The following is an 18645-nucleotide window of genomic DNA, read 5'->3' on the forward strand; positions in this document are numbered from 1 at the left end:
ATCGGTTACTCCCGTGCTTTGACGGAGGCCAGCGGAGTTGACGCGCCTGCAGGCATCACACTGGCCTTGCGCAGCGCTGCGAATACTTCGTCGCGAGTACCGAGCATCTGCACGCCGCCGTCGCGCAGCATCAGCACCTTATCGACGGCGCAGAGCACATTGGGACGGTGGGAAATCAGAATGACGGTGGCGCCGCGGTTTTTGAGTTGGGCCAGCGCATCGACCAAGGCCTTTTCACCGACGTCGTCGAGGTTGGCGTTCGGCTCGTCCAGCACAATCAGATTGGGTTCTCCATACAGCGCGCGGGCCAAGGCGATGCGTTGCTTCTGGCCACCGGAAAGCGGGCTGCCATCGGTGCCCAGACGGGTCTCATAACCCTGCGCCAAACGCAGGATCATCTCGTGCACCCCAGTCGTCCTGGCGGCGCGGATGACCGCGTCGCTGTCCACTTCGCCAAAGCGCGCAATGTTGTCGGCGATGGTGCCCTCGAACAGCTCCACGTCCTGTGGCAGGTAACCGAGCCAGGGGCCAAGTTCGCCCTTGTTCCAGGTGAATATGTCCGCGCCGTCCAGGCGCACCTTGCCGGCCTGTGCCGGCCAGACGCCGACCAACAGGCGGGCGAGGGTGGATTTGCCGGAGGCGGATGGACCAATAATGCCAAGGCTTTCGCCGGGGGAAAGGTTGAAGCTCACCCCGCGCAGAATCGTGTTGGCGGTGCCGGGAGCACCGGCATACACATTTTCCACCGCCAGCATGCCCAGCGGCCGCTGCAGTGACATGCTCGGTGGCCGGCGCGGATAGTCGTTCAGCATCTCGTTCAACCGGCCCCAAGCCGAACGGCAGCCAAGCAGCTGCTTCCACGACGCGATGACTTGTTCCACGGGGCCCAGCGCGCGGCCGGTGAGGATCGAGCAAGCAATCATCATCCCGGGGGTGATCTTGCCTTCGATCGCCAGCAGCGCGCCGGCGCCGAGGATCAGCGACTGCAAAGTGATACGCACGAAGCGCCCGGTGCTGCTGATCAGGGCGGCACGGTCGGAGGCCAGGGTCTGCATTTCCAGAATGCGCAAATGGCTTTGGTACCAGCGCTTGCCGATCGACGGCAGCATGCCCATGGCCTCAATGACTTCGGCGTTGCGCAGGTTGTTGTTGGCGTAGCTGGCGGAGGAGAGGGCGGCCTGATTGGCTTCGGCCAGCGGCTTTTGCGTCGCCTTCTCGGTGAGATAAGCCAGGGCCACCAGAATCAGCGAGCCGATCAGCGTGACCAGTCCGAGCAGCGGGTGGATCAGATAGGCGACCAGCAGGTAGATCGGCGTCCATGGCGCATCAAAGAAAGCGAACAGGCCATTGCCGGTGAGGAACTGACGCACCTGCGCGAGATCCTGCAGGGCCTGGGCCGGATTACCTCCGGCGCGGCTCAGGTTGCGCTCGAATGCTGCGGTGAAAATGCGTCGATTGAGGTCCATGTCGAGGCAGTTGCCGACCCGGATCAGCACGCGGGTGCGGAACATTTCCAGCGTGGCCATCAGCAAGAACAGGCCTATCACCAGAATGGTCAACATCGTCAACGTTGTGACGTTGCGGCTGACCAAGGCCCGATCGTAGACCTGCAGCATATAAATAGCTGGCGTCAACATCATGACGTTGATCACGCCGCTGAAGCCTGCCAGCGAGTAAAAACTACGGCGAAGTCTGAAAAGCGCGTCAGCCAGTTCTGATCGAGTGCTCGATTGTTTGTGCATTTGGGCGACCCCTCTTCGAAAAGCCGTTAGCCCTTGCGGCGCAACAGCTAACAGATGTAGTCCGCAGGCAGTTTGTCGATATGCAGGGTGGTCGCTCTAGGGCGAATCTCCTGCAAATCTCTGCGTTGCTTCCATAGCCAGCAGCGTAGGTGGCGTCGACACAATCTGAAATAACATTTCGCTCTAATGCTGCAATGAACTATCTATAAGTCTTTTAAAAACAGCTAGTTGTGAGGTCAATCACCAGTCGTCAGTTTTACGTGTCGTAAAATTGACAATTTTTCGCTATGCAACTTTAGTCTCAGTCATTGAGGGAGCCGCTCGCCTGAAGCCTGTCAACTTTTTGGCAACGCAAGGTGTGATGATTTTCCCGATGGAGCACACCATGTCGATGATTTCGTTCTACTGCGAAGTGAAGGGGCTGTTCACGAAGTTCGCCGTTACTTCAAGTTTCCATGGCCCACCCAGGGCTGGGGTTCGCTCTGCCTAATCGCCGAGCGAGCCATTCTTTCGCGAATTCCAGGCGCGCATCCCGGGGGGCCGTGTAACGGCTTTGCCATCCCGCGCCAGCGATCGCCAAAAAAAAAGAACCAACACACTGCGCAAGCCAGCACCGGACTGGGCGCGGGAGGATTCTTATCGTCCCGTGTCCTTTCCCCAAAGAGATCGAGGGCAATCAAAATGGCCAATTTCAACAAGTCGGACCTGGAGTTCATCCTCAAACAAATCTTCATCGCAGAAGCGCATGCCGACGGCGCCAGCCTCAGTGATTTGCTACCCAACAGTCAGGTGCCATTCGGCCTGCGCACTGTCGATGGCAGCTACAACAACCTGGTCGCCGGGCAAAGCGAGTTTGGCGCCGCGGACAATTCCTTCCTGCGCGTGCTTGATGCCCAGTATCGAGCGGCCTATGCCGCGTCAGGGAATGTGGTCGACCCGCAGCCACGGATTATCAGTAACCTGATCGTTGACCAGACTGCCAACAACCCGGCCGCGGTTGCGGCGAACGGCGGCGCCGACCCGGTGATCAGTCCCGGTCTGGATGGCGTGTTCGGCACGGCCGACGACAAGGAAGTGTTCTTCATCCCCAACGTGTCGCCGGACGCCGGTCTGACCGCTGGCTTCAACTCGTGGATGACCTTCTTCGGCCAGTTCTTCGACCACGGCCTCGACCTGGTCACCAAGAGCAGTACCGACTTCGTGTTTATTCCGCTGCAGCCGGACGATCCGTTGTACGTGCCGGGCAGCCCGACCAACTTCATGGTGCTGCCACGTGCAGTGCATACCCCCGGCGCAGACGGAATACTCGGCACTGCCGATGATGGCCAGCCCAACACCACCTCGCCGTTCGTGGACCAAAGCCAGACTTACAGCTCGCACCCCTCGCATCAGGTGTTCCTGCGCGAGTATGTCCTCAATGCGGCAGGTGACCCTGTTGCAACGGGGCGCTTGATTACCAACCGCGATCTCGGTGCCGACGGCAAGTTCGGCACGGCCGATGATGGCGACGGCACCAATGGCGGCATGGCGACCTGGGCAGTGGTCAAGGCCCAGGCCCGTGACATTCTCGGCATCAACCTGACCGACGCCGATGTGCACAGCGTGCCGCTGCTGGCAACCGATGCGTATGGCAACTTCATCCGGGGCTCGAGCGGCATGCCGCAGGTGGTGATGCGCGTCAGTAACGGCGCTGACGGGATCGCCGGGACAGCTGATGACGTCACTCAACTAGTCGAAGGCAACCGGGATGCTCCGATCAGCCTGGCCAACGCCGTGAGCGCCGGGCATGGCTTCCTCGACGACATCGCCCACAATGCCGCGCCGGTAGTCGTTGGCGGGGTTCTGCAGGCGGATGCTGATGACGATATCGGCAATGCGCAGCCGGTTGGCGCGGGCGGCAACAACCTGACCTACGACAACGAACTGCTCGACGCTCACTACATTGCCGGCGACGGCCGGGTGAACGAGAACATCGGCCTGACCACCGTGCACCATGTGTTCCACTCCGAACACAACCGGCTGGTCCAGCAAACCAAGGACACCCTCCTTGCCGCCGGCGATCTGGCCTTCCTCAATGAGTGGCTGGTGGACGACGTGACCTCGATACCGACTACACCCGCCGGAATCGCGGCGTTGGTGTGGGACGGCGAACGCCTGTTCCAGGCCGCCAAGTTCGGCACCGAGATGCAGTACCAGCATCTGGTATTCGAAGAATTTGCGCGGACCATTCAGCCGCAGATCGACGGATTCCTTGCACCCAACGGGTATGACACCTCGATCAACCCGGCAATCCTCGCCGAGTTCGCCCACGTGGTGTATCGCTTCGGTCACTCGATGTTGACCGAGACCGTCGATCGCTTCGACCCCGAATTCAATCCGCTGCTCACTGACCCGAACAACCCGGACTCGCAAATGGGTTTGATCGCGGCCTTCCTCAACCCGCTGGCGTTCGCCGGCAGCGGGGCGACGCCGGACGAAGCGGCAGGGGCGATCATTCGCGGTGTGACCCGCCAGCTCGGCAACGAGATCGACGAGTTCGTCACCGAAGCGTTGCGCAACAATCTGCTCGGTCTACCGCTCGATTTGCCGGCGCTGAACCTGGCGCGTGGTCGCGACACTGGCATCCCCACGTTGAATGAAGCGCGCCGTGAGATGTACGCATCAACCGGCGACAGCCAACTCAAGCCGTACATCAGTTGGGCTGACTTTGCGGACCACCTCAAGCACCCCGAATCCCTGGTCAACTTCATCGCGGCCTTCGGCACCCACGGGGCATTGACTGCGGCCGACGTGGATACGCTGGTGGAGATGCGTGCGGTCGCCGCTGCCCTGGTGTTTGGCGGCAGCGCGGTGATCAACGCCGGCACTGTCGATGAGCGTACCTTTACCGCCAGTGAAGCGGATCGCCTGGACTTTCTTAACAGTTCGGGCATCTACGCCATGGTCAACGCTGTCACCACCACCGGTGTGGACGACATTGACTTCTGGGTCGGTGGCCTCGCCGAGGAGAAAATGCCGTTCGGCGGCATGCTCGGCTCGACGTTCAACTTCGTGTTTGAAACCCAGCTGGAGGCGTTGCAGAACGGCGACCGCTTCTACTACCTGTCGCGTACCGCGGGCCTGAACTTCGGCACCGAGTTGGAGAACAACTCCTTTGCCAAGCTGATCATGCTCAACACCGATGTCACCCACCTGGCGAACACCGTGTTCCTGACGCCAACGTTCACCCTCGAAGTGAATCAGGACAATCAGTTCACTAACCTTGGCCTGGACGGCAAAGCCGATCCGACGGGCGGCATCATGATCAACGGCGTGGAAATCGTGCCGCTGGTGATCCGCGACAACCCCGACACCCCTGGCCTGGACAGTAATTATCTGCAGTACACCGGTGAAGACCATGTCGTCCTGGGCGGTACCGCCGGTAATGACATCATCATCTCCGGTGACGGCGATGACACCCTTTACGGCGACGGCGGTAACGATCGCCTCGAAGGCGGTGCCGGCAACGATGCGGTACTCGGCGGCGCGGGCGATGACATCATCACCGACTCGTTCGGCGACAACCGTCTGGAAGGCAATGCCGGTAACGATGTGATCATCGCCGGTAGCATGCTGGTTGGAGGCAACCTGATCCTTGGGGGCGATGGCCAGGACTTCATCGTCACCACCGAAGACATCACCACGACCTTTGGCGGTCAGGGTGACGATTTCATCCTCGGCGCCAAGACCAACCTGCCACCTACCGGCAACGAAGGTGATGACTGGATCGAGAAAGGCACCCAGGACGGTGCGCCTGGCGATAACGCTGCGCCGTTGCTCACTGACGATACGATCGGCAACGACATCTTTGTCGGTGGTGGTGGCTTCGACGAAATGATCGGCGAGGGTGGCGATGACATCTTTGTCGGCAGCGATGCCCAGGACAAGATGGACGGCATGTCCGGTTTCGACTGGGTGACCTACAAAAATGACAGGGTCGGCGTGACCGTTGACCTGTCCTTGGCCGCGCTGGCTCAGCCACACGGCAATGCGCCAAACCAGAACACCGGAGTGTTCAATCCGGTCGGCGCCTCGCCGGCCTCGATTCTCGACCGTTTTGCCGAGGTTGAAGGCTTGTCGGGTTCGAAATTCGCCGATGTGCTCAAGGGCGATAATGTTGATGCGGTCACGATCATCAACCACGGTGGTGCCACGGGCGGTGCACTGACCAATGTGGCGTTGATCCGCGGACTGGAGCAGTTTCTGGCCGATGCCGGTTTGCCGACCACCGGCTTTGCCACGGGCAACATCATCCTCGGTGGCAATGGCAGTGACCTGATCGAGGGGCGCGGTGGCGATGATCTGATCGACGGCGACAAATGGATCAACGTCAGAATCGCAGTGTATGCCCCCGGTGACGCCAACCATACCGGCCCTGAGATCGCCACCTTCGACAGCATGGTCGATATGATTCCGTTCATGCTGGACGGCACGTATAACCCGGGTCAGCTCAAGGCTGTGCGGGAAATCATGCCCGGCACCTCGACGGGCGGGGCGGCCTTCGACACCGCCATTTTCTCCGGGCTTCAGTCCGAGTATGTGGTGACGCGCGACACCCGCGGCACGGCCAATGTGGCGGACGATGTCTGGACGGTGACCGATACCGAAGCGGGTCGTGACGGTACCGATACCTTGCTGCATATCGAACGCCTGCAATTCGCCGATACCCAGCAAGTGCTGGTGACGGGGCTGAACGAACAACCGGTGGGCAGGCCGACCGTCACGGACGGAAACGGCGGCGCGATCACCGTGGGCGACACACTGACCGTGAGCATGGCCGGTGTGCGCGATGCCAACAACATCGGGGTGGGTAACCTGCAGGGTACTGTCAACAACACCTCAGTGTCCTACTACTGGCAGTTCGAATCCACGCCTGGCAGTGGCGTGTTCGAAGACATCATCCTGCTGCCTGCAGGTGACTTGGCGTTCCAAAGTGCCGACGGCACCTCGTTCAAGGTCTCCCCGGACCTTGCCGGGCTGTCACTGCGGGTCAAGGCGATCTACCTGGATGGTCATGGCACGACTGAAATAGTGTTCTCGCAGCCGACGGCCGTCGTAGTTCCCGGCGCGCCGGTTGTGCCGACGGCGCAGGCACCGGTAGTCGATGCCACTGCGGGTGGCGAGGGCCTTCACATGGTCCGCTCCGACCTCAACTTCATTCTTGATCAGATCAAGATTGCCGAGGCTGACGCGGCCGGTCAGGACATCCTCTCGCTGATCCCGAATATCCGCGCGCCATTGGGCCTGCGTGCGGTCGATGGCTCGAACAACAACCTGATGAACCTCAACGGCATTAACAACACCGAGTTTGGTGCCGCCGATAACACCTTCCCGCGCTTGACCGATCCGGTCTTCAATCCGGCGGAAGGTGCTCCTGCCGGCTTCTTCGGCCCCGGCTCGCCGGCCATTCCGGGATCGTCGTATCAGCAGACCAGCGGCTCTGTGTTTGACTCGCAGCCGCGCACCATCAGTAATCTGATCGTCGACCAGACGTCGAACAACCCGGCGGCTTATGCCACGGCTTACGACCCGGGTGCGGACGGTGTGCTCAACTTCGGCACGGTGAATAACGACGACGTGCTCAAGGATGGCGTACGGATAGTTGCCAGCCCCGGCATGGATGGTCAGTTCGGTACTGACGACGACCACGATGTGTACCTGTTCGAGAACACCGCGGCGGATGCGGGGTTGTCCGCGCCGTTCAACGCCTGGATGACCTTCTTCGGGCAGTTCTTCGATCACGGTCTGGACCTGGTGACCAAAGGCGGTTCGGGCACCATCTTCATCCCGCTGAAAGCGGATGATCCACTGTATGTGGAAGGCGGCAACGCCAACTTCATGGTGCTGACCCGCGCGACCAACCTGCCAGGGGCGGATGGCGTTCTCGGCACGGCCGACGACATCCATGAGCACACCAACACCACCTCGCCGTTCGTGGACCAAAACCAGACCTACAGCTCGCACCCGTCGCACCAGGTTTTCCTGCGCGGTTATGAGCTGACCCCCGACGGCCCCATAGCGACCGGCAGGCTGATCACTAACGTTGACCTGGGATTGGATGGCAAGTATGGCACCGGAGACGACACCGAAATCGGTGGCATGGCGACCTGGAAGGTGGTCAAGGCGCAGGCCAACGACATCCTGGGTATCCACCTTACCGATGCCGACGTCGGTAACGCCCCGTTGTTGGCGACTGACGCCTACGGCAATTTCATCAAGGGGCCGAACGGCTTCCCGATGGTTGTGATGAAAGGGGCTGACGGTCTGGGTGGCACGGCTGATGACATCCTTGTCGAAGGCAATCCGCTGTCTCCCATTAGCCTGACCAATGCTGTGCGCACCGGTCACCAGTTCCTCGTCGACATTAACAACAATGCAGCGCCGGTAATCGTCGGCGGGGTTCTGCAGGCGGATACTGACACTGATGTCGGCAATGCGCAGCCAGCGGGCCCAGGCGGCAACAACCTGACCTATGACAACGAACTGCTCGACGCTCACTACATCGCTGGCGACGGCCGGGTCAACGAGAACATCGGCCTGACCGCGGTGCATGCGATCTTCCACGCCGAGCACAATCGGCTGGTCGCACAGACCAAGGACACCGTGCTCGATTCGCATGACGTGGCCTTCCTCAACGAGTGGCTGCTCAACCCGGTGAGCGCTTTGCCAGTCAGCCAGGCTGAGATCGATGCGCTGGTGTGGAATGGCGAGCGCTTGTTCCAGGCCGCCAAGTTCGGCACCGAGATGCAGTATCAGCACCTGGTGTTCGAGGAGTTTGCGCGGACCATCCAGCCCAGGGTCGACCTGTTCTTCGCACCGACCCAGGTCTATGACGTTGACCTCGATGCCTCGATCGTCGCCGAGTTCGCCCACACCGTGTACCGGTTTGGCCACTCGATGCTGACCGAGACCGTCGATCGCTTCGACGTCAATTTCAACGTGATTGGCGATCCGAACAACGGTGATCCGAATCAGCAAATCGGCTTGATCGCGGCGTTCCTCAACCCGTTGGCGTACGCCGCCAGTGGTGTGACGCCAGAGGATGCGACCAGTGCGATTATCCGTGGGGTGACTCGCCAAGCCGGTAACGAAATCGACGAGTTCGTCACCGAGGCGCTGCGCAATAACCTGCTCGGTCTGCCGCTCGACTTGCCGGCGCTCAACATCGCTCGCGGCCGCGACGTGGGGATTCCCTCGCTCAATGCGATCCGCCGCGACATCTTCAGCCAAACCGGTGATACCCAACTCAAGCCGTACAGCAGCTGGGTCGACCTGGTGCAGCACCTCAAACATCCAGAGTCGTTGATCAACTTCATCGCGGCCTATGGCACGCATGACACGATCACGGAGGCGACCACGCTGGAAGGCAAACGCGCTGCAGCGATGGCGCTGGTATTTGGTGGTGTTGATGCGCCGTCTGACCGCCTGGCCTTCCTCAACGGCAGCGGTGACTGGGCCAACGTGACGCTGGCCGGCAAGGATGGGGTGCTGGGGACTGCCGACGATCTGAAGGGCGTGACTATCACGGGCGTCGATGCCATCGACCTCTGGATCGGCGGCCTGGCCGAAGAGAAAACTCCGTTCGGCGGCATGCTCGGCACGACCTTCAACTTCGTGTTCGAGAACCAGCTGGAAAAACTGCAGGACGGTGACCGCTTCTACTATCTGGAGCGTACCGCTGGCCTGTCGATGAACGCCGAACTGGAAAGCAACTCGTTCGCCAAGCTGATCATGGCCAACACCTCGGCCACGCACTTGCCGGGCCTGGTGTTCTCGGACCCTGGGTTTTATCTGGAAAGAGACCAGAGCAAGCAGTACAACGATGGTCTGGGCAACGCCGATCCGCTTGGCGAGAACGGCGAACAGGTGGTGTTCCGCGACAACCCGCTGACGGTGGGGCCGGACACCAACTACATCCGGTACTCGGGTGCAGAGCACATCGTGCTGGGCGGCACCAACGGCGCAGACATCCTCGTGTCGAGTGAAGGTGATGACACGGTCTGGGGTGACGGCGGCAACGATCGCATTGACGGCGGTTACGGCAACGACCAACTGCGTGGTGGTGCCGGCGACGACATCATCACTGACGTCGGCGGCGACGATAACATTCAGGGTGGCGACGGCAACGACGTTCTGCACGGTGGCAACGGCGTCAACCTGATCATTGGCGGGTTCGGCAATGACTTCATCATTACCGGTGAGGACGCTTCCGAGGCCATTGGTGGCCAGGGCAACGACTTCATCCTGGGCAGCAAAGCCAACGAACAGGACATGGGTAACGAAGGCGACGACTGGATCGAGAAGGGCACTTCGGACGGTGCACCTGGCGACAACTTCGACCCGGCTGGCAATGACCCGGTGATCGGCCACGATGTGTTCATCGGCGGTAACGAGAACGATAAGTTCAACGGTGAAGGCGGCGACGACATCATGGTCGGCAGTCTCGGCCTGGGTGACCGCTATATCGGCGGCTCCGGCTTTGACTGGGCGACCTTCAAGGGGCTCGCCCAAGGCGTGACCATCGATTACACCGACCGCTTTTTCGATGTTCCACCAATGCCGGGTTCGGGTGCTTCGGCGCTGGTACGTTTCGACATCATGGAAGGTTTGTCGGGTTCATCGCACGGTGACTTCCTGCGCGGTGATAACGAAGATGCCACATCGCTGCCCACTGCGGGTGCGACCGGCAGTGTGCTGACCAACATCAACCTGATCAACGGCCTGGCGGATTTGCTGCCAGACGGAGCGACGTTCTTCGATGGCGGCAACATCATCCTCGGCGGTAGCGGTAGCGACCTGATCGAAGGTCGCGGTGGTGACGACATCATCGATGGTGACAAGTGGCTGAACGTACGCATCAGCGTACGGGAACACGTTGATGGCACTGGCGCGGAAATCGCCACGTTCGACAGCATGGAGCCATTGGTGCCGTTTATGCTGAACGGTACTTACAATCCGGGCCAGTTGGTCATCGTGCGGGAGATTCTGACCGGCGATAACAGCTTCGACACCGCGTTGTTCACCGGTAATTTGGGGGAATACGGCATCGAGATCGATGGCGACACTGTCATTGTGACCGACTCGGTGGCAGGGCGTGATGGCGTCGATCGCCTGACGGGCATCGAACGTCTGCAGTTCGCTGACGTGGCGCAATCGTCCGGGGTGGGCACCGCTCAAAACAACGACCCAGTGGGTCATCTGGCAATCCTCGATGCTGCCACCGGTGTGCGTGACGAAACGCCTGTCGCCGGCCAGTTGCTGCGCGTCAGTGATCGCGGGGTACACGACGCGGACAACCAAAGCGTAACCAATCCGACCGGTGCGGTGACTGGCGCGGTGTCTTACTACTGGCAAGTCGAAACCATTGCCGGATCGGGCATCTATGACGACATCACCACCGTCGCCGCTGGCGAGGCGACACGGGCGACTGGCACCACCTTCCGGGTGGGGGCCGATGAGGCGGGTCTGAACATCCGCGTCCGTGCGGTGTATCAGGATGCCAAGGGCACGCTGGAGATCGTCGACTCGTCCGGGAACAGTACACCGACCGAAGGGCCGACCGTTATCGGGCTTGCAGCGCAGAACCAGGTGTTGACCGCTGACCCGTCGAGCATCATCGACCTCGATGGCCTGAGCAATCCTCAGTTCACCTACCAGTGGCAGGCGAACGACGGGCTGGGCTTCGTCAACATCGCCGGCGCTACCGCTAGCACGTTCGCGCTTGGCCAGACTCAGGTCGGCCAGGAAGTGCGCGTGGTGATGGGTTACGTGGATAACTTCGGTGTGGCCGAAAGCGTTTCGTCCAACATCGTGGGACCGGTGGACAACGTCAACGATGCACCGACTGCAGGGCCGACCGTAACCGGGCTTGCAGTGCAGAACCAGGTGTTGACTGCTAACCCGGCGAGCATCATCGACGTTGATGGCCTCAGCAATCCGCAGTTCACCTACCAATGGCAGGCGAACAACGGGCCTGGCTTCGTCAACATCGCCGGCGCTACCGGTAGCACGTTCGCGCTTGGCCAGGCTCAGGTCGGCCAGGCAGTGCGCGTGGTGGTCAGTTACGTGGATGACTTCGGTGCGGCCGAAAGCGCTTCGTCCAACATCCTGGGACCGGTGGCCAACGTCAACGATGCACCGACAGGCGTGTTGCTGATCAGCGATACGACACCGGATCAAGGGCAGGTGCTGACCGCGCTGACGGGTGGGATTGCCGATGCGGATGGGCTGGGCACCTTCAGCTTCCAGTGGCAGCAAGGTGTCGGCACGTCCTTCACTAACATCAACGGCGCGACTGCTGCGACCTTCACCCCTGGTGCGGCGCAGGTCAATCTGCAACTGCGAGTGATCGTGCGCTACACCGATGGCTTCGGCACGCTGGAGTCGGTGACCTCGGCGGCGACGGCGGCGGTTGTGATACAGGGCGTGGTGCTGCAGGGCAATGCTTTGGCGAACACCCTCACCGGCACCGCGGGTAACGATGTGCTGCTTGGCCTGGGCGGGAACGATACGCTCAATGGCCTGGCCGGTGTCGACCAGTTGTTTGGCGGCACTGGCAACGACATCCTCAACGGCGGAGACGACAACGACGTCCTCAATGGCGAGGACGGCAACGACACCCTCAACGGTGGGCTCGGCGCGGATGCCATGAACGGCGGTGCCGGCAACGACACGTTTGTGGTCGACAACGTCGGTGACGTTGTCACCGAGGCGCTGGGTGGTGGTACCGATCTGGTGCAAACCAGCCTGACGAACTATCTGCTCGGTGCCAACGTCGAGAACCTGACCTATACGGGCGCCGGTAACTTCACCGGTACCGGTAACGCGCTGGCCAACACCATCACCGGCGGGGTGGGTAACGACCTCCTCAATGGCGGTGCGGGTGCTGACCGGATGGTGGGGGGCGCCGGCAACGATACCTACGTTGTCGATGCAGCCGCAGACGTGGTGGTCGAGGCGGCGGGTGGCGGTACGGACACCGTGCAGACCTCGCTGGCCAGCTACACGCTGGGCGCTAATGTCGAAAATCTGACCTACACCGGAGCCGGCAACTTCGTCGGCAACGGCAACGGGTTGAACAACTCCATCACCGGCGGGGTGGGTAATGACACCCTCAATGGTGGCGACGGCAACGACATCCTCACCGGCAACGGTGGCAACGACACACTGAATGGCGACGCCGGTAACGACCAACTGTTCGGTGGCATTGGCACGGATACCCTCAACGGCGGCACTGGCGATGATAGCCTCGACGGCGGTGATGGGGCGGATATCTTGAATGGTGGGGCAGGCAACGACACGCTGCTCGGTGGTGATGCTAACGACACATTGTTGGGTGGTGCCGGTAATGACTCTATCGATGGCGGTACTGGCAACAATACGGTGACTGGCGGTGCCGGCAACGACGTGATGGTTGCCAGCGGTGGCAACGATATCTTCATGTTCTCAGCGGGCTTCGGGGTCGATCAGATCATCGGCTTCGATGCCAACGCGGTGGGAGGCCAGGACCGGCTCGATATTTCCGCGTTCGGCGTCACTGCTGCGACCTTTGCCGGCACCGTCATCATCACCGATGTCGGTGCGGATACCTTGATCAGCGCCGCAGGAATAGCTGATTCCATCCGTCTGGTCGGTGTGGCCGATGCAACAACCGTCACTGCCGCAGACTTCATTCTCGCCACTTGAGGTCCTGATCAGTACTGTCGCAGACGCGTGAAAAGAGGAGGGGAGGGCATGGATGCCCTCCCTTTTTTTCTCTAAAAAACTGGCTGTTTGTTGAGTGGAAAAAGAGGAGCTCAGCCTTATCGGATTTCGACACACCCGCCACCTGTAACCCAAATGTGATGAGTGCTTCCCACTGATTCTTAACTGCTGAACAAGCCGATAAGACTCCAGGCGGCCCCTATCGAAAAAATGAAAAGAATGAGTGCCAGCGTGAGGATTAGCGGCTCGATGCGCATGAAAGTGACTCCTCGGAAGGGCTGGCAATGCGCGCCTGATCTGCGGCGCAGGTGTTTTTCAAGGCAACGGTTGCAGGTATAGGGAGTGCCTCAGGAAAGCTGTTTTTCCAGTGGTAACAGCGCTTCAAACTCTCAATTAATGCGCTAGTGAACTCGCAGCATTCTCTATGCCAAAAAATTTAACAGCCTATAATTCCCCGCCGGCAGGGCTGCCTGATTCTGTGGCCAGTTCTCCATCAAAAAAGTTGAAACAGGATGCGGGTAATACAGCCCATTTATGGGGGATTTCTCGCAATGTGGGTACGGCAATACCACAGGTGCCTGCACCTTTCGCTACCTGCCGATATCGACCTGATGCGGACACTGAATAAGGAACTGCGGTTGAACGAACAGACATTGTCCATGCGCCTGGAGCGCGTGGCGGCGCATGTGCCAACAGATGCGCGCCTGGCCGATATCGGCTCGGATCACGGCTACCTGCCGGTGGCGTTGATGCGCCGTGGCGCCATCGCGGCGGCGGTGGCCGGCGAGGTAGCATTGACGCCGTTCCACTCGGCCGAACGCACCGTGCGCGAGAACGGCCTGGACCAGCGGATTAACGTGCGCCTGGCCAATGGTCTGGCGGCGATCGAGCCGGGAGACGGGATCACGGCGATCAGCATCTGTGGCATGGGCGGCGAGACGATCCGCGACATCCTCGACAGCGGCAAGGCGCGCCTGAGCGGCCAGGAGCGCCTGATTCTGCAGCCCAACGGCGGCGAGCAGCCACTGCGCCAATGGCTGATGGAAAATGGCTACCGCATCCTCTGCGAGGAACTGCTGCGGGAAAATCGCTTCGACTACGAAATCATCGTCGCCGAGCGCGCCGGGCCGGTGATGTACACCGCCGAGGAGCTTTACTTCGGCCCGCTGCAGATGCAGGCACGCAGCCCGGCGTTCCTGATCAAGTGGCAGCGCATTCTGCGCGAGAAACAGAAGACCCTGACCCACTTCGCCCGTGCGCGGCAGGCTGTGCCAGAGGATAAGGTGCAAGACATCGCCCGGCAGGCCCGGTGGATCACCGAGCTGCTGGCTTGAGCCCGGCGGACTGATCCCGTGGCTTCGCACTAGCGACGATAGTAGCGGTGATCGTCCTCGTAGCGGTGCCGCATGGCCCGATCCTGGTGGCGCTCCCAATCACGATGGCGTTCAGCTTCTCGGCGGGCTTGCTCTCTACGCCACTTATCTCTACGCCAGTCGTCTCGGCGCCAATCGTCTCTACGATCGTGCCAACGGTCGTCATGCCAGTATCGGTCGTCATGGGCAAGCAACGGCCTTGGCTGCGTGCCGGCCATACTGGCCAAGGTCGGCCAAGGGTTGCCGGTGGCCTGGGCAGGAGCCTGAGCGGCTGTGACTTCAGTTGCGAAAACAGGGGTTGAGGTCTTCATCTGTGTTGCTGATGCCGAGCCCACTGCCGCGAACGCGAACAGGCCGAAGAGCATCATCCGTGGGTCATGGAATTTCATGAGCGAAGACAACCTCTGATTGACAATCGGACGTGTGGCCATCTGGCTGCGGGAAGCCTGCGGGTGAGCGCTTACCGAGCGGATGTGCCTATCCACATAGACAGATAAATAGGCAAAAGTTCTAGGGAGCCACAGCTTAAATAGCCAACGGTCTCAGTGTTCGGCCCCCTTTGAGGTTTGCTGTCTCGATGTCCCTTCTGGCCGATAACTACCGGTTGCGAAGGGCAGCAATCGATCCGAAGCAGATCTCACCCCCGCACCGATACGCTGCCCAAAAGCTGCTAATGGTTGTGCGCGTTATGACAGGCGCGATTCGCGTGTCGCGCTGCTCAAGCGCTCGGCCGTTATACCGATGCGCGAAAACACCAGCCACACAAAAAGCAGCACACTGCAGCCAATGAGGATTGATGCGACGGCAATCAATGGCTCGACTGACGGGAAGCCCTTAAGGCGCAGCGTCAGTGCGCCGAGCATCACCGGGACGCCAACGTTGTACGTCCAGAACTGTGCTGCAGCAGCGCGCCCTTCGGTGATCGACGGGTGGGCTGTGCCGATGAGTCCGAACAGTGCCATCGATACCCATCCCAGCAGATTGACATGGGCATGTACCGCGAAGAGCGAGTGGTCGCCGGAAGCGCCCATTGCCACTCCCAGCACCACGCCAATGGCAAAGTAGAGGGCAGCGAGCCGAAACCAGGTCCGCGAACGGGGTGTGTGATTCATGGCATTCACCTCATGCGCCCTGAGGCGCGCTCAGTTGCTGAAAAATCGTCTATCATGAGACTTGAGTCTCATTACAAGACAAGATCTCATTTATCCCATGAATACCCCGAAGTCAAGCCCGTCTATCCGTGATGGCGATCAGGGCCGCGCCAACCAGCGGGGCCGAACGCGCCAAGCACTTATCGATGCCGCCGTCGCATTGCGCGATGAGGGCCATAACCCTACTGTTGCGCAAGTGGCCGAGCGCGCGATGGTGTCGCGCGCCACGGCGTATCGCTACTTTCCTTCGTCTGAGGCGTTGATAAGCGAGACGGCGGCCGATCGTGACATGACGCCGCTGGAGCGCATCTGGCGACAGGGAGACGATCCGGTCAAGGGCATTGGACTGGCGGCGAACGCGTTGAACAAACTCTTGCTCGACGACGAGATCGGCCTGCACGTGATGGAACGTTCGTTCATGACCGTGTGGCTCGAAAGTGAGTCCCACGAGCCTCTGCGGCCGGGCCGGCGCATGAGCTACATTGAGCCGATTGTCGACTCACTGAAGGACGTGCTCTCACCTCGGGCGCGCAAACGACTGAAGCAGGCCCTGTCGATCGTCATGGGCACCGAGGCTTTGATCGCCGTGCGCGATATCAGTCGCGCGAGCGTCGAAGAATCACTCGACACCGCCGCCTGGGCGGCTCGGGCGCTCGTTCGTCAGGCACTGGCGGAGGAAGAACAAGCGCGACGAAAGCGCGACCCTTTGCATAAGAACTCGCGGTCTTCTCCGCCATAACACCGAATAGCTCACGTTTCTTCAGGCCGTTGTGAATGGCTCCTTTTGGCTGTTTTCTGCCTGTCGCCACCAGCAGCAATAGGTATCTGTCCAGCGAGACAAATCGCCAACCTACACTCCAAGCCCCTGCCTTTGTACGGGGCCGAGTGAGTAGAAGAACGTGGTTTTCGCGTCCCTAAGAGGTCTCTACAAATGAACGACCAACCTGAACTTTCCCTTCGTTTAATCTCCGCGCCAGATGGCACTTTTAAACACCGCTATATTGATACACCGTCGCACTCCAATACTGGCTGCCGCTACGTTTTTGGCGAACCCATCCATCGGCCACCAGTTGTTTGGCGATCATTCGATTCATAAAGCCATGACCGAGCAGCAGAACCGGTCCTTCGTTGGCAAGGGACTGAAGTCGTCGAGCTGCCGTGCTGGCGCGCATCCTCGCAGTTCCGGCGGATTCGACGCTGCGTGAGTAACCGCACAACCATAAGACTCGAAGGATAAATGCCCAGGTAAACGGCGATAGCCGTGGCAGTTTCCAGTGACCATAAGGCAGTTGCGCTTCACAGAAAAGCGCGTCGACAAGGGCGGGCTTCAGGCCAAGAGCCTGGACGGAGGTCAGCGCACGAGGCGCGTTGCTTGAGACAATCACTTTGGCGGTTGCGGCGAGCTGCATGCTGGCATCCGGGACGGGTTGGTTGGTAATTCCGGACCGGTTGTATTGCTCGATCCAGTCTTCCATATCGAGCGCTGACATTTTGTCGGTTGCGACCAGTTTTGGCTGGCCGTGACGCATCAGGATTATTTCCCTACTCACTGTATGTTTACGTCCTTGTTCAGGTGTGCGGTCAATGTGGAAGGAGTGCGGTTCCGAGAACTTAAGGTTTGACTCTCAAACCAACCGTGATCGCGGTACCACGCCACCGTGTCGGTGATTGTCAGCTCTAGTGGCCGGAAACTCAGGCCAAGCTCTTGTTCACTCTTGCTGTGGTTGAAACAGGTGCGGTCCTTCTCTCGTACCAACAGGCGCAACGTGGCCATGCTCAACAGAATGGGCTTGCTGGTAATACGCGCATACATCTCCTGCACAGCCGCCAACGTGTATAGAAAGGGGAGCGGTAGTTGTCGAACGGGTGTCTTGACGCCCGCTATACGTCCGAGCATAGGCACCAGCTCACGCATTGTCATATGCCGGCCCGCCGCGAGATAGCGCTCACCTCGCCGCCCATGTTTGGCTGCGGCAATCTGCGCCAATGCCACATCGCGGGCATCGACAAAGGAGAAACTACCGGGGATCAGTCCGGGCAGTTTGCCGAGCACGACATCGTTAACCAACTGTCCCGAGGAGGTGGGACCCATGTCGGCTGGGCCCCACATCCAGCCAGGCAGGACCATGCAGGCGTGCATCTCGGGATGGACCTCCAGGAACGACAAGACGACACGGTCGGCAAGAATCTTGCTACGGTAGTAGTCATCCGCATCAGCGTCGGCCCGCAGACATGTCTCATCGATGGACGTGCCAGGTGCGCCGTCGAGCACGGCAATGGAAGATGTATGGATGAACCGTCGTATACCGGCGCAGTAGGCCTGGTTTAGCAGGCGCCGCGTACCAGACACATTAATCTTTTCGAGTTCCTTCCAGTGGCTGCCGCCCTTGTAGTTGTCGCGAAAGAACGCCGCGGTGTGAAACACCGTATCGCAGCCTTGCAGCGACGCTGCGAATGCGCCGACATCAGCCATGTCCCCAACGACCAGTTCCACACCCGGCAAATTGTTGAACTGCTGTTCACCTTTGGCTCTTGAACGGACCAGGGCTTTGACCGCGTAGCCACGAGCAACCAATTCACGCACCAGGTTGTTGCCCAACAAGCCGGTTGCGCCAGTAACGAATGCGCTGTGCATGG

8 protein-coding genes are annotated in these 18645 nt (G+C 60.2%); 3 read left to right on the top strand and 5 right to left on the bottom strand.

The window, feature by feature from the left end:
• Nucleotides 1-5: 5 nt before the first annotated feature.
• Nucleotides 6-1742 carry a type I secretion system permease/ATPase gene (locus ACMXYI_RS17425; RefSeq protein WP_415768282.1) on the bottom strand — a complete coding sequence of 579 codons (1737 nt, stop codon included), beginning with the start codon at nucleotides 1740-1742 and terminating at the stop codon, nucleotides 6-8.
• A 681-nt stretch (nucleotides 1743-2423) separates the two neighbouring features.
• On the opposite strand from ACMXYI_RS17425, the gene ACMXYI_RS17430 reads away from it, so the two are divergent.
• Both ACMXYI_RS17430 and ACMXYI_RS17435 read left to right on the top strand, forming a co-directional pair.
• Complete coding sequence (locus ACMXYI_RS17430) at nucleotides 2424-13466, top strand: peroxidase family protein (protein ID WP_415768283.1); 11043 nt, start codon at nucleotides 2424-2426, stop codon at nucleotides 13464-13466.
• A gap of 656 nt (nucleotides 13467-14122) precedes the next feature.
• The gene (locus ACMXYI_RS17435; RefSeq protein ID WP_415768284.1) at nucleotides 14123-14818 is read left to right on the top strand and encodes a tRNA (adenine(22)-N(1))-methyltransferase; all 696 of its coding nucleotides are present in this window, start codon (nucleotides 14123-14125) and stop codon (nucleotides 14816-14818) included.
• Nucleotides 14819-14847: 29 nt separating this feature from the next.
• Here the strand turns inward: ACMXYI_RS17435 and ACMXYI_RS17440 are convergent, their stop codons facing one another.
• A complete protein-coding gene (locus tag ACMXYI_RS17440) occupies nucleotides 14848-15246 on the bottom strand; it encodes a hypothetical protein (protein WP_415768285.1) in 399 nt (132 codons plus the stop codon).
• A 297-nt stretch (nucleotides 15247-15543) separates the two neighbouring features.
• Complete coding sequence (locus ACMXYI_RS17445; protein WP_415768286.1) at nucleotides 15544-15969, bottom strand: hypothetical protein; 426 nt, start codon at nucleotides 15967-15969, stop codon at nucleotides 15544-15546.
• 97 nt (nucleotides 15970-16066) lie between these two features.
• Between ACMXYI_RS17445 and ACMXYI_RS17450 the strand changes: the two genes are divergently transcribed.
• Nucleotides 16067-16747: a TetR/AcrR family transcriptional regulator gene (locus ACMXYI_RS17450; RefSeq protein ID WP_415768287.1), complete on the top strand. Its 681-nt coding sequence runs from the start codon at nucleotides 16067-16069 to the stop codon at nucleotides 16745-16747.
• Nucleotides 16748-16994: 247 nt separating this feature from the next.
• Here the strand turns inward: ACMXYI_RS17450 and ACMXYI_RS17455 are convergent, their stop codons facing one another.
• Nucleotides 16995-17537 (bottom strand): histidine phosphatase family protein, encoded by a 543-nt coding sequence (locus tag ACMXYI_RS17455; RefSeq protein ID WP_415768288.1) that lies wholly within the window; start codon nucleotides 17535-17537, stop codon nucleotides 16995-16997.
• A gap of 17 nt (nucleotides 17538-17554) precedes the next feature.
• On the bottom strand, nucleotides 17555-18643 hold the full coding sequence (locus tag ACMXYI_RS17460) for an SDR family oxidoreductase (protein ID WP_415768289.1): 1089 nt from the start codon (nucleotides 18641-18643) through the stop codon (nucleotides 17555-17557).
• Between the last annotated feature and the right edge of the window lie 2 nt (nucleotides 18644-18645).

The organism is Pseudomonas lyxosi (genome assembly GCF_047758685.1).
Classification (GTDB): Bacteria; Pseudomonadota; Gammaproteobacteria; order Pseudomonadales; family Pseudomonadaceae; genus Aquipseudomonas; species Aquipseudomonas lyxosi.

Excerpts from the sequence above, each read along its gene's own strand:
- ACMXYI_RS17425 (WP_415768282.1), bottom strand. The coding sequence starts at position 1,742 with ATGCACAAACAATCGAGCACTCGATCAGAACTGGCTGACGCGCTTTTC.
- ACMXYI_RS17430 (WP_415768283.1), top strand. The coding sequence starts at position 2,424 with ATGGCCAATTTCAACAAGTCGGACCTGGAGTTCATCCTCAAACAAATC.
- ACMXYI_RS17440 (WP_415768285.1), bottom strand. The coding sequence starts at position 15,246 with ATGAAATTCCATGACCCACGGATGATGCTCTTCGGCCTGTTCGCGTTC.
- ACMXYI_RS17445 (WP_415768286.1), bottom strand. The coding sequence starts at position 15,969 with ATGAATCACACACCCCGTTCGCGGACCTGGTTTCGGCTCGCTGCCCTC.
- ACMXYI_RS17450 (WP_415768287.1), top strand. The coding sequence starts at position 16,067 with ATGAATACCCCGAAGTCAAGCCCGTCTATCCGTGATGGCGATCAGGGC.
- ACMXYI_RS17455 (WP_415768288.1), bottom strand. The coding sequence starts at position 17,537 with ATGCGTCACGGCCAGCCAAAACTGGTCGCAACCGACAAAATGTCAGCG.
- ACMXYI_RS17460 (WP_415768289.1), bottom strand. The coding sequence starts at position 18,643 with ATGCACAGCGCATTCGTTACTGGCGCAACCGGCTTGTTGGGCAACAAC.